13 protein-coding genes and 1 pseudogene are annotated in these 11307 nt (G+C 69.0%); 10 read left to right on the plus strand and 4 right to left on the minus strand.

Annotation, left to right across the window (positions count from 1 at the left end):
- Positions 1-338: 338 nt before the first annotated feature.
- Complete coding sequence (locus ABEB12_RS07460; protein WP_185066396.1) at positions 339-875, minus strand: pyridoxamine 5'-phosphate oxidase family protein; 537 nt, start codon at positions 873-875, stop codon at positions 339-341.
- 272 nt (positions 876-1147) lie between these two features.
- On the opposite strand from ABEB12_RS07460, the gene ABEB12_RS07465 reads away from it, so the two are divergent.
- Both ABEB12_RS07465 and ABEB12_RS07470 read left to right on the plus strand, forming a co-directional pair.
- On the plus strand, positions 1148-1348 hold the full coding sequence (locus ABEB12_RS07465; RefSeq protein WP_185066395.1) for a KOW domain-containing RNA-binding protein: 201 nt from the start codon (positions 1148-1150) through the stop codon (positions 1346-1348).
- Positions 1349-1449: 101 nt separating this feature from the next.
- Positions 1450-1635 carry a hypothetical protein gene (locus tag ABEB12_RS07470; protein ID WP_185066394.1) on the plus strand — a complete coding sequence of 62 codons (186 nt, stop codon included), beginning with the start codon at positions 1450-1452 and terminating at the stop codon, positions 1633-1635.
- Between the two features lie 120 nt (positions 1636-1755).
- Here the strand turns inward: ABEB12_RS07470 and ABEB12_RS07475 are convergent, their stop codons facing one another.
- The 3 genes from ABEB12_RS07475 to ABEB12_RS07485 all read right to left on the minus strand — a co-directional run bounded on the left by ABEB12_RS07475 (position 1756) and on the right by ABEB12_RS07485 (position 3794).
- Positions 1756-2391, minus strand: coding sequence for a DUF2207 domain-containing protein (locus ABEB12_RS07475; protein ID WP_185066393.1), 636 nt, complete (start codon positions 2389-2391; stop codon positions 1756-1758).
- 204 nt (positions 2392-2595) lie between these two features.
- Positions 2596-2994: a nuclear transport factor 2 family protein gene (locus tag ABEB12_RS07480; RefSeq protein ID WP_185066392.1), complete on the minus strand. Its 399-nt coding sequence runs from the start codon at positions 2992-2994 to the stop codon at positions 2596-2598.
- A gap of 14 nt (positions 2995-3008) precedes the next feature.
- On the minus strand, positions 3009-3794 hold the full coding sequence (locus tag ABEB12_RS07485; protein ID WP_185066391.1) for an NIPSNAP family protein: 786 nt from the start codon (positions 3792-3794) through the stop codon (positions 3009-3011).
- Between the two features lie 83 nt (positions 3795-3877).
- Between ABEB12_RS07485 and ABEB12_RS07490 the strand changes: the two genes are divergently transcribed.
- The 8 genes and pseudogenes from ABEB12_RS07490 to ABEB12_RS07525 form a co-directional block, all read left to right on the plus strand.
- Entirely contained in the window at positions 3878-4510 is a 633-nt protein-coding gene (locus ABEB12_RS07490; RefSeq protein WP_221499056.1) for an LmrA/YxaF family transcription factor, read from the plus strand.
- A 268-nt stretch (positions 4511-4778) separates the two neighbouring features.
- Positions 4779-5189, plus strand: coding sequence for a metalloregulator ArsR/SmtB family transcription factor (locus ABEB12_RS07495; protein ID WP_185066390.1), 411 nt, complete (start codon positions 4779-4781; stop codon positions 5187-5189).
- Positions 5190-5412: 223 nt separating this feature from the next.
- Entirely contained in the window at positions 5413-5775 is a 363-nt protein-coding gene (locus tag ABEB12_RS07500; RefSeq protein WP_345702641.1) for an NADH-quinone oxidoreductase subunit B family protein, read from the plus strand.
- Positions 5772-7826, plus strand: coding sequence for a proton-conducting transporter transmembrane domain-containing protein (locus ABEB12_RS07505; RefSeq protein ID WP_185066388.1), 2055 nt, complete (start codon positions 5772-5774; stop codon positions 7824-7826). Before ABEB12_RS07500 ends, ABEB12_RS07505 begins: the two co-directional genes overlap by 4 nt.
- A complete protein-coding gene (locus tag ABEB12_RS07510; protein WP_185066387.1) occupies positions 7823-8782 on the plus strand; it encodes an NADH-quinone oxidoreductase subunit H in 960 nt (319 codons plus the stop codon). The genes ABEB12_RS07505 and ABEB12_RS07510 overlap by 4 nt, the downstream gene beginning before the upstream one ends.
- Before the next feature lie 19 nt (positions 8783-8801).
- A complete protein-coding gene (locus ABEB12_RS07515) occupies positions 8802-9461 on the plus strand; it encodes a hypothetical protein (RefSeq protein WP_185066707.1) in 660 nt (219 codons plus the stop codon).
- On the plus strand, positions 9461-11023 hold the full coding sequence (locus tag ABEB12_RS07520) for a proton-conducting transporter transmembrane domain-containing protein (protein ID WP_185066386.1): 1563 nt from the start codon (positions 9461-9463) through the stop codon (positions 11021-11023). The genes ABEB12_RS07515 and ABEB12_RS07520 overlap by 1 nt, the downstream gene beginning before the upstream one ends.
- Positions 11020-11307 (plus strand): annotated as a pseudogene (locus ABEB12_RS07525) (formate hydrogenase); the annotation flags it as partial. The gene ABEB12_RS07520 and the pseudogene ABEB12_RS07525, both read left to right, overlap by 4 nt.

Here is an 11307-nt window from a genome sequence, read left to right on the forward strand (position 1 = left end):
CAGCCACGTCCACACTCAGGGTCCACCCGCGCATCCCCGGGCGCAATGGCCTGGCCACACCCACTATGGATGATCATGCATGATCATCCCAGTGGGCGGGTTGATCTCTTGTTGATCTTTTCTTGATCTTCGGATTACCTCGGTGATCTTTCGTGATCGACACGAGACGTCACTTTGGTATGACGCTGAGTGAAACGGTGGAGGTGCTCTCTGTCCAGGCATTGCCGACGTGCCTGATCGGAGAGAAACCGCCCTCCGTTGCTACGCGCTCGGCACGGCCCGAGGGTCGCCTCTATTGCGCCCCTACCTGTCACCATGCGCGGAATCGGAGAAGGCCTTTACCCGCCTTGAGGGCCGGGAGTGCCCCTGTGGATGCCGGGCTCTGGCGGTGTGCTGAACCGACGAGACCAGCTTTGGCCTGGCTCTGAACGTGTGTGCGGGCTGGTGAACATGTCCTGGTTGATGCCGGCCGGGATCGAGACCTGCCGGCCGGTGACGCGCTGGACGTCGATCGCGATGGTGTGTGCGGTGCGGTCCGGTGCCCACGGCCGCGGCATGGTGTCAGCCAGCGCGGCAAGCCGGGCCGGGTCGGTGACCTCGTAGGAACGGCCGATGCACACCACGCTCCACCCGGTGCGGGTGTCCGGGTCGATCTCGTCCACCTCGAACGCCACCACCGATTCACGTGTGGCGGCGGCGAGTTTCGCGCCGTTCGCGGTGCGGAAGATGACCTCCTGGCCATCCAGCAGGAAGTTGACCGGCTGGATCGCCGGCAGCGCCGCGTCGACGAACACCACCCGGCCGATCACCGACCCGGCCAACAACCGGAGGCACTCACCCTCGGTGAGCGCGGCGAGATCACGTTCCTTGGACATCGGGACACCCTTGTTTCCGCACAGTTGGCCGATCATGACGCCCGGACCTGAGCGCGTCATAGAGCACAAAGGCCTCACCCACGCAGGCGAAGGCCGGCCCGTCGGACCTCGACAAGCCAACCCTGCCCAAGGGCGCGCGGCGGGACTTTGTGCACCCGCCATGTGGGGCGTGACGCGGGCGTTTCGAGGCCTTGTTGCTCTGCTGAACCGCTCGCGGCGGCGCGATCCTGGTGTGACCGGTTGGGGTGGCACCAGAGTAGGAGGTGAGCGCGATGACCCGGCTCGAACGAGGACCCGCGGTCCCGGGTGGATTCCCCACCGGCGCGCGGGTCACCGTCGTCAGTGGCCCGCACAACGGCCAGCACGGGCTGGTGGTCGACCGTGCGCCGGACCTGCGCCCAGGCTCGGTGTGGGTGCGCCTCAGTCAGTCCGGCACACGCCTGGTCCCCGGTCACCGGCTGGCCGTGCACTGAGCCAGAGCCGCCCCCGGCATCCTTCCTCCCTCTCCAGGGGCGGCTCTGGCTCTACCAACCTCCGTCCACGCGCCGAGAAGCCACAAAGGCGGGAAAACACCATGATCGAAGAACTCCGGGCACAACTCGCGGCGGCCCACCAGCACGTCACCGTCGCCGAAAGCGCCGGACGCGAGCATGAGGCCCAGCTACACCGCTCCCGCATCGACGACCTGATCGAGATCGCCATGCGCCACGGCATCGACCTCAAGCCCTGGCCCGACCAACCACATCTACAGGCCAGATGACAACAACGGCCTGTAGGTGACAGCGGTGCGAACTGGTGTTTCGGGCGGAAGTGCAGGCTGTAGTTGTCACCGCTCGGCCCGTGCGCTGCCGCCGCTCACCGGGAGGCAGGTGATAACGAGCTAAAAGTCGGGTCCGGTATCGCTGTGTACCGCGCTGTCGTCGGTTAGGCCGCCGGACCGCCAGCGCAATCCGGCGCACGCGACGAACTCCGCGTCCGTGGTTTCCACCGCCTCCAAACCATAAAGCGCCACGTACAGCGCCGCCGTGTTCCTGGTCAGCAGGCTCCAGCTGGGTCGATGCCACGGTCCGAGGCGCTCGTGTACCTCGCGCAGGCGCTCGAGCTCGGCGTCACCGGCGGCGGAACGGCTGGTCATCCTGCCGACCCGCCACACGATCACCGCAATGAACCCCGTCCAGGCCAACGGCAGGAAACTGGACAGCGAACCGCACAGCAGAATTCCGAGCAGGGCTTCGCAGATCAACACAACGCCGGAGTACTCCGTTGCCCTGCGCCGCCACCGACTGAGCAGCAGGCCGCGATCGACCAAATCCTTGTCCATCCGGGCCGTCAGTTCGCAGACCGTGACGTTGCCGGTCAGCCGGCGGAAACGGGCAGATGTGCCGCCCGGTTCGGTCGTCGTCGTTGCGGCCGGCAGGTCCTGATCAAGCCGTTGATCCTCCGTGCGCGTCGCGTAGGGCGGCGCGTTCGGAAGCGGTGCCCCGGGCTGCCGGGGCGTCGCGTCGGTCGCTGCCATTGCCTTCATTCGCCCCGTGCCGGCTGAGCGACGTCGTGTACGGCCCAAGGGCGGTTGGCGATCGATGCAAGGTCGCCGATGTGCTTTGTCCCCGCATTTGAGCTGGCGGCCCGGTGTTCGTGTCCTGATCGAGGCGCAAGCAGAGGTGAGTTGAGGCAGCTTCGTCGTCGGCACCTCCATCGACGTCGGCGGCGAGAAGCGGTTCTAAAGGGTGACGGCAGTCGATGGCCAGGACGACACGCTCGCCGTCCACCGGCTGAACTTGCCATCGCGTACGGTCAAGAGCTCGAGTCCGAAAAGTGTCATTTGCTCGTTCGTGTGAATATCGATCCAGCTGCCGGTCCATGACGATACGAAATGTGGCGGACAGAGAACTTCCAGCCGCTTCGACAGCCGGTAGTCCCGCATCGTGGCGAACCGTTGTTGAAGCATCTCTCGGAGTCTGTCTTTTCCGGCGAACGGAGGGAACGAAGCGTAATGAACTTCGACGTCGTCGGTGAAGCCTTCGAGAATTGCTTCGACGTCACCATTGGAAAATAGTTTCTCATAGCCTTTGAGCGCGGTGCTCACGGCGGTTTCCGTGAGTTCGTTCAGTGCGGTCATCACGGTCTCTCCTGTCAGCCGCGCAGTTGCGAGCGTGTCGTCGGTGCCAGCCGCAGGACCTGAGGAGGCATCAGAAGCCGGCTGGTGAGCTCCGGGTACAGTCGCTCCTTCCATGCCTTCTTGTTCCGCCCGAGGGCGGTCAGGTACTCGTGATGCTTTGCCAGGCTCGCGAAACCGGTAAATGCGACGAAGACGTTCTCGCCTTCGCGGATCGGCAGGCGCGGAAAGTTGTTCGCGCTGTACTTGGTCTCGAACATCCCGATCGGGCGAGCGCCCGCCTGTCGAACGGCGGGCAGGACCGCGGTTTCGTAGAAATGAATGAATTCCGCGCTAACTGGTCTTTCCAAATGGTGGATCGCCGCGATCACGATCCCGTTCGGGAGGTCTGCCTCGATGGGCGGCCGCCGAGCGGCGTCATCGAGCGCGAAGCCCGAGTCCGGCCGGACCGGCTTCAGGAGCAGCGCATCGCTGCTGTCGATCAGCATGGACCGCGCCGTCTCGGCGTGCGCCGCCCAAGCCGGTCCCTCGTTGTAGAACGCTTTCAGCGCCCGCTCACGCGCCGGCATGTCGGAGAACCCGCGCATCCAGACGAACCGGTTCGGGTCGCCGAGATCCCGGAACTGGCCGATGACCCTCGCCCCGACTGCCTCCTGGGGCTCGACGAACTCCGTGTCGAAGAGTTCGACGAACCTGTCCCTCGTCCCCGGGAAGAGGGTGTATTGCCGCAGGTCGACGACGGGACTGCTCAATCCGTCGGCCAGCGTCGGGCGATCGGCGGGAGGGCTCAGCGGGAGTGCCATGTTGACCATCTTCCGTACAGACCGGTTGACCTGTTTCTAGTACAGACCGATCGCTCGGTCTTGTCAACTGCTAAACTTCCGCCGTGCCAACCATCGACAGACGTCGCACCAGAGACCCCGTTGCAGTGCGGCGGAAGATCCTCGATGTGGCCATGGACGCGTTCCAGGCGAGCGGCTATCACTCGACCTCCACCCACGAGGTCATGCGCCTGGCCGGCGTGACCAGCGGCGCCCTTCATCATCATTTCCCGACGAAGAAGTCACTCGGCCTGGCCGTCATCCAGGACGGGGTGGCGCGGGCCATCGAGCGCACCTGGATACAACCGCTGGTGTCGGCCCGCACCGCGACCGCTGGGATTCTGACCGTATTTGACCAGGTCGCCGAGTCGATCGAGGCGAACGGGAAGGTCCTCGGCTGCCCGTTGAACAATCTCTCGCTCGAGCTCGCCGCGGCGCCGGATGCTGATTTCCGGATCGCCCTACATGCCGTGTTCGAGCACTGGCACTCGGCAATCGAGGAGAAGCTGCGGGCCGATCAGGCCGACGGTTACCTGGAGCGAATCGACCCCAACTCGCTCGCGGTCCTCGTCATCGGTACCTACTCGGGCGCCATGACAATGGCGAAAGCCAGCCAGACCTCCGCGCCATTGAGAGCATGCGCGCAACAGTTCAAACAGCTCTTTGACTCGCATGCCGGCAGCCCCAGACTTCCCTGACGTAGGCGTCGAAGGTGCGCGGTGAAGTTCCGGTAAGCAGCAAGTGATCGTCCGTGACGGGTGCCCCGACGCTGCTTCTGACCACCGTGAACAAGTGGTTGATGTGGTTCACGCAGCCCACGGGCCGGCGCGGTGTGGTGGTCTGTGGGACCAGGTCGTCGATCCGCGGTGCGCCTCGATCTCGCACCCTCTTTCAGAGTTGCTAAGATTAGCAACTGCTGAAGATGGCGACTATAGTTCGGACTGATCGTGGCGGGGAGGGTGCGGGATGAGCAGGCCCCTTTATCAGCTGAAGGCGGAGTTCTTCAAGACGCTGGGACATCCTGCCCGGATCCGGGTGTTGGAGCTGCTGTCGCGGCGTGAGTACGCGGTCGCGGAGATGCTGCCGGAGGTGGGCATCGAGGCGGCGAACCTGTCGCAGCAGTTGGCGGTGCTGCGCCGGACCGGGTTGGTATCGGCGCGTAAGTCCGGTTCCACCGTCTACTACTCGTTGACCAGCCCGCACGTCGCCGAGCTTCTCGCGGTCGCGAGGTTGATCTTGACCGGGGTGTTGTCAGGGCAGGTGGAGTTGCTGGAGGACCTGCGCGCTCCGGTCAATGCCGGTTCCGGCGTCACTGCCAGCGCCGGGACCGGCCCCCCGGCCAACCGCGACATGGGGGGTCGGGAGTTACCGGACTGAGCTCGCGGCCGTCCCGCTGATTGTTGGCTTGTCGCCCGGCGGGACGGTCGCGTCCTTAACTGTCCCGAAGGCCAGCGAGTGTCAGGAGTCTGACGTGTTGGGTCTGTGGCGTGTGATCCGTCGGGCCGGGCGGATCGCGGAACCGGCGCCGCCGGCCCCGTCCGCGGGCGCGGCGGGTCGGGCTGGGGCGCAGGGTTTGGCGGGCTCGGTGCAGATTCGGCATGTGGATGCCGGGTCGTGCAACGGCTGCGAGGTGGAGATCGCCTCGGCGTTCGGTCCGGTACACGACGCCGAACGCTATGGGGCTCGGCTGGTGGCGTCGCCACGGCACGCGGATGCGCTGTTGGTGACCGGGCCGGTGACCCGGAACATGGCCGAGCCGTTGCGGCGCACCTACCAGGCGGTGCCGGCGCCGAAGCTGGTGGTCGCGGTGGGGGACTGCGCACGCAACTGTGGAGTATTCACCGAGGCGTACGGGGTCGTCGGGTCCGTCGGTGAGGTGGTGCCGGTGGACATGGAGATCGCGGGCTGTCCGCCCCGCCCGGAGGCGATCGTGGCGGCGTTGCGGACGTTGACCGGCCGATGAGCCTCGCCCAGGCGTGCTTGGCCGTGGCGGTTGCGCTGGCCCTGGTGAGCGTGGTGGCGGCGGTTCTGGTGCCACGCGGTGCCCGGCCGCTGGTAGCGGGGGCGGGTACCGCGTTGACCGGGGCGTCGGGGGTGGTCGCCGGCGCGGGCGCGGTGGCCGGGCACTCGGTGGTGCTGCCGGCGCTGCTGCCGTTGGCCGGCGTGGTCATCGCCGTGGATGGGTTGGGCGGGCTGTTCCTGGTGGTGACCGGGGTGGTGGGGGTGCTGGTCGGGGTGTATGCCACGGCCTACTGCCGGGGGCATGGCCTGGACGGGCGCGGTGTGTCGGCGGTGCTGCCGTTGTTCGTGTTGGCGATGTTGTTGGTTCCGGTGGCCGGCAGCGTGTCCACGTTGTTGGTGTGCTGGGAGTTGATGGCGCTCACCTCGTTGCTGCTGGTGGTCGCCGAGCACCGGCGGCGGGCGGCGGTGGCGCGGGCGGCTGTGTGGTACGCGGTGATGACCCACCTCGGCTTTGTCGCGGTGCTGGGCGGGCTGCTGGTGTTCACCGCGCACGCGACGGATGACTCGTTCGCCGCGTTGCGAGATGCGGGTGAGCGGCTGCCGGCCGGGGTGGGCGCCGTGGTGTTCGCCGCGACGCTGGTGGGGTTCGCGTCGAAGGCGGGCATCGTGCCGTTGCACGCGTGGTTGCCCCGGGCGCATCCGGAGGCCCCGAGCCACGTGTCCGCGCTGATGTCCGCCGCGATGGTGAACCTCGGTGTGTACGGCATCGTGCGGGTCGGTCTCGATCTGCTCGGCGGTGCTGTCGGTGGGGGTGTGGGCGGGTGGTGGCTGCTGGTGTTGGGGTTGGGTGCCGTGTCGGCGGTGTACGGCATCCTGCAGGCGGCGATGAGCACCGACCTGAAGCGGCTACTCGGCCAGTCCACCACGGAGAACATGGGGCTGGTGCTGATCGGGGTCGGGGCGGCGGGCCTGTTCGACTCCTCCGGTCTGCGCCTGCTCGCGGGGCTGGCACTCGCGGCGGCGCTGCTGCACGTCATCAACCACGCGGCGTTCAAGTCCCTGTTGTTCCTGGCCGCCGGGTCGGTGCTGCGCGCCACCGGCACCCGCGACCTGGACCTGCTCGGCGGGTTGCGCGCCGGGATGCCCGTCACCACCGCGCTGTTCGGGCTTGGTGGCTTGGCCGCCTCGGCGCTGCCGCCGGGGACCGCGTTCGTGTCGGAGTGGTTGTTGCTGCAGGCGCTGATCCACGGCCTGCCCGAGGTGGACGGGTCGGCCTCGACGGTGCGCGCGGTGGTCATGCCGGTCGGGGTCGCGGTGATCGCGCTGACGGCCGGGTTGTCGGTGGCCACCTTTGTCAAGGCCTTCGGGGTCGGGTTCCTGGCCAAACCGCGCGGTGGTGGCGCCGAGCGGGCGCGCGAGTCCCCGCGCGGCATGCTGGCCGGGATGGGGCTGGCCGCGTTGGCCTGTATCGGGCTGGCCGTGTTGCCCGCGGGTGTGCTGCCGCTGGTGACCGCGGCCACCGGCGCCGCGTTGCGCGGGCAGGGGGACACCGCCGCGGTGTCGGGGTTCGTGATGCTCGAGTTGGCCGGTGTCACCGGGGCGTTGTCGCCGCTGTTGTTGGCGGCGGCGCTGCTGGTGGCCGGGGTCGCGGTGGTGGCCGCGACCCGGGTTGTCGTGACGGCCCGGCGCGCCGCGCACCGCCGGACCGCGCGCTTGTGGGACTGCGGTGGCGGGCCGCTGTCGGCGCGGATGGAGTACACCGCGACCTCGTTCGCGGAGCCGCTGCAGCGAGTGTTCGACAACGTGGTGGCCCCGGAGACGGACGTGAACGTCGATCACCACCAGGAGTCCCGCTACCTGGTGCGCGCGGTGGAGTACCGGCGGCGGGTACCGGACCGTATCGAGCGGCGCCTGTACGGCCCGGTGCTGGGTGCGGTCGTGCGGTGGGGTGCGGCGGGGCGGGTGTTGGCGACCGGCAGCGTGCACCGCTATCTGGGTTACGGCTTCTACAGCCTGTGCGCGGTTTTGCTGGTGTTGGCGGTGTTGCGGTGAGCGCGCTGGGGGTGTTGGGCGGGGTGGCCCAGCCGGTGTTGCTGATCGGCGGGGCGCCGCTGCTGGTCGGGTTGATGCGGCAGGTGCGGGCCAGGTTGGAGGGCCGGGTCGGGCCGGGGGTGGGGCAGCCGTGGCGGGATCTGCGCAAGCTGTTCGGCAAGGAGGCGATCACGCCGCGGGGGACCAGCGAGATGTTCCGGCTGGCCCCGTTGGTGCTGATGGCCACCGTGTTGGTGGTCGCGACGGCGGCCCCGTTCCTGGTGGTCGAGCCGCTGTTGCGGTCGGTGGCGGATCTGTTCGTGGTGGTGGCGCTGCTGGCGTTCGGCACCGCGACGCTGGCGCTGGCCGGGCTGGATACCGGTACCGCGTTCGGTGGGATGGGCGCGAGCCGGGAGATGACCATCATCGCGCTGGTCGAGCCGACCCTGCTGGTGGCGATCTTCGCGCTGTCCGTGCGGGTCGGGTCGACCAACCTGGCCGACATCGTCGCCGCGACCTTGGGCGACCCGGCACGGGTGGTGTCCCCGGTGAGCCTGCTCGCCGCCGTGGCGCTGGTCGTGGTCGTGGTGGCGGAGACCGGGCGGTTGCCGGTGGACAACCCGTCCACCCACCTGGAGCTGACCATGGTCCACGAGGCCATGGTGCTGGAGTACGCCGGCCCGGACCTGGCGCTGGTGGAGTTGGCCTCGTCGATGCGGCTGGCGGTGTTTCTCGGGCTGCTGGCCAATCTGTTCGTGCCGTGGGGGATCGCCACCGAGGCCGCTGGCACCGCCATCCCGCTGGGCGTGCTCGGCGCCGCCGCGGTGTTGGTGCTCAAGGTCGGTGTGCTCGGGGTCGCGTTGGCCGTCGCGGAGGTCTTCCTGGCGAAACTGCGGCTGTTCCGGGTACCGGAGTTGCTGGCCGGCTCGTTCCTGCTGGCCCTGTCGGCGGTCACCGCCTCGTTCTTCCTCGCCTAGAAGGGAGGGCCGGTTGCTCGTGGAGTTGTTGTACGTGCAGCTACTGGACCTGGCCTGCGGCGGGTTGCTGCTGTGCGCGGTGCTGGTGCTGTGGCGCCGCGAGCTGGCGGTGATCATCCGGGTGTTCGCCGTGCAGGGAGTGGCGTTGGCCGCGCTGGTCGCCGTGCTGGCCGCTCGTCAGGCGTCCCTGGAACTGGGGATGGTGGCGGCGGGTGTGCTGGTCTTGCGCGCCGGGGTGTTGCCCTGGCTGCTGGCCCGCGCCCTCGGCCGCGCGGGGGAGGCCAGGCGGGAGACCGACCCGCTGGTCAACGTCGCGGCCTCGTTGCTGGCCGCCGCCGTCCTCACGCTGCTGGCCTACGCGGTGTCCCGGCCGCTGGTCGACCTCGCGCCCGCCCCGGCGACCCAGGCAATCCCGGTCGGCCTCACCGTGGTGTTGATCGGGTTCTTCGTGTTGGTCACCCGCCGCCGCGCGCTGTCGCAGCTGGTCGGGTTCCTGCTGATGGACAACGGCATCACCGCGATCGGGTTCCTCACCACCGCCGGCGTCGGCCTGGCGGTCGAGCTCGGCGTCTCCCTGGACGTGCTGCTGGCGGTGCTGGTGTTGCAGATCCTCACCACCCGCATGCGCGAGGCGTTCGGCGACACCGATCTGGACGAACTGCGGGAGCTGCGCGACTGATGGGCACCTTGGTTTCCCCGCTGATCCTGGCGCCGGTGGTGTTGCCGCCGCTCGGCGCACTCGGCTACGCGGTGTTCGGCTGGCGCCCGGCCACGCGCTGGCTCGCCACCGGCTCGATGGCGCTGGTGCTGTGCACGGCGGTCACGCTCGCCGCCGTGGTGGCCCGTACCGGCCCGCACACCGTGGCGGGAGGTGTGCTGCGGGTCGACGCGCTCTCGGCGTACATGCTGGTGGCGATCGGGATGATCGCGCTGCTTGCCACGGCGGCCACCCCCGCCTACCTGACCGCCGAGATCACCGCCGGACGGGCCACCGCGCGCACCGCCGCCCGACACTGCGTGCTGGTGGCACTGTTCGTCGCCGCGATGGCCGCCGCGCTGCTGGCCGCCGACCTCGGGCTGCTGTGGGTGGCCATCGAGGCGACCACGATCGCCACCGCGTTCCTGGTCGGCCAGCGCCGAACCCGCGCGGCGGTGGAGGCGGCCTGGAAGTACGTGGTGATCTGCTCCACCGGGATCGCGCTGGCGCTGCTCGGCAGCTTCCTGCTCAACTACGCCGCCACCCACGCCGGCCGGCCCGGCCTGAACCTGGAGACCCTGAACGCGATCGCCCCCCACCTGGACACCGGGGTGACCCGGATAGCGGTGGTGCTGCTGATCCTCGGGTTCGGCACCAAGGTCGGCCTGGCCCCGCTGCACGCGTGGCTACCCGACGCGCACTCCCAAGCCCCCGCCCCGGTGTCCGCGTTGATGTCCGGGGTGCTGTTGTCGGTCGCGTTCTACGCCATCCTGCGGGTCAAACACCTCGCCGATGCCGCCATCGGCCCCGGTTTCGCCCGGGCGATGCTGCTGGTGATGTCCCTGACCACCCTGGCCGTGGCGGCCACGTTGCTGCTCGCGCAGCGCGACTACAAGCGCATGCTGGCTTATTCCAGCATGGAACACATGGGCCTGCTCGCCTTCGGCGCCGCGACCGGGACCCGCCTCGCGGTCGCCGCGCTGCTGCTGCACGTGCTCGGCCACGGCCTGGTCAAAGCGGTGCTGTTCGTGGGTTCGGGCCGGATCCTGCAGCTGACCGGCACCAGCCAGGTCCATCAAGTGCGCGGCCTGGCCGCCCGCGACCCCGCGCTGGCCGGCTGTGTCGGCCTCGGTGTGCTCGCCCTGCTCGGCTTCCCGCCGTTCAGCGTCTTCGCCAGCGAGTTGGGCCTGTTCCGCGCCGCGTTCACTGCCGGCCTGGGCTGGCCCGCCGCGGTGGTCCTGCTGCTGGTGCTGGTGATCACCGCCGCCCTGCTTGCCCACTCCGCGCACATGCTGCTCGGCAATCCCACACCCCGGCCGGCCGAACCCGTGCCCCACACCGCGCCCACGTCGAACCTCACCAGCCCGACCACCAGGTCGTACGCGGAGGCCACCCCGGCCGTGCCGCCGGCCGAACGCGGCCCGCTCAGCACCATCGCCGTCCTCGCCGCCGGCCTGATCGCGTGCGCCGTCCTCGGGATCACGACAGGAGCACTCCAACAGTTGCTTTACCAGGCCGCGGACACGATCACGAGCACGCCATGATTGCCGCGAACCACCAGCGAACCGCGCTGTCCCTGACGCCCGCGCAGCTCGCGGGACAGGCCGATGACCTGCTCACCCAGGGTTTCCGGGTCGCGTTGGTAGCCGGGCACGACGACCGCGACCACACCGGCACGGGCGGCGGAGGGTTGCGGGCGGTGTACCTGTTCACCGCGCCCCGGCCGGACCGGCGAGTCGAGCTGCATGTGCGACTCGACCCCACCCGGCCCGAAGTGCCGAGCTTGGCCGCCTTGTCCTTCCCCGCCGGCCGATTCGAACGCGAGATG

Origin of the sequence: Actinospineispora eucalypti (assembly GCF_039543365.1) — a bacterium.
In the GTDB taxonomy this organism is placed as follows: Bacteria; Actinomycetota; Actinomycetes; order Mycobacteriales; family Pseudonocardiaceae; genus Pseudonocardia; species Pseudonocardia eucalypti.

Excerpts from the sequence above, each read along its gene's own strand:
- ABEB12_RS07460 (WP_185066396.1), bottom strand. The coding sequence starts at position 875 with ATGTCCAAGGAACGTGATCTCGCCGCGCTCACCGAGGGTGAGTGCCTC.
- ABEB12_RS07465 (WP_185066395.1), top strand. The coding sequence starts at position 1,148 with ATGACCCGGCTCGAACGAGGACCCGCGGTCCCGGGTGGATTCCCCACC.
- ABEB12_RS07470 (WP_185066394.1), top strand. The coding sequence starts at position 1,450 with ATGATCGAAGAACTCCGGGCACAACTCGCGGCGGCCCACCAGCACGTC.
- ABEB12_RS07475 (WP_185066393.1), bottom strand. The coding sequence starts at position 2,391 with ATGGCAGCGACCGACGCGACGCCCCGGCAGCCCGGGGCACCGCTTCCG.
- ABEB12_RS07480 (WP_185066392.1), bottom strand. The coding sequence starts at position 2,994 with ATGACCGCACTGAACGAACTCACGGAAACCGCCGTGAGCACCGCGCTC.
- ABEB12_RS07485 (WP_185066391.1), bottom strand. The coding sequence starts at position 3,794 with ATGGCACTCCCGCTGAGCCCTCCCGCCGATCGCCCGACGCTGGCCGAC.
- ABEB12_RS07495 (WP_185066390.1), top strand. The coding sequence starts at position 4,779 with ATGAGCAGGCCCCTTTATCAGCTGAAGGCGGAGTTCTTCAAGACGCTG.
- ABEB12_RS07505 (WP_185066388.1), top strand. The coding sequence starts at position 5,772 with ATGAGCCTCGCCCAGGCGTGCTTGGCCGTGGCGGTTGCGCTGGCCCTG.
- ABEB12_RS07520 (WP_185066386.1), top strand. The coding sequence starts at position 9,461 with ATGGGCACCTTGGTTTCCCCGCTGATCCTGGCGCCGGTGGTGTTGCCG.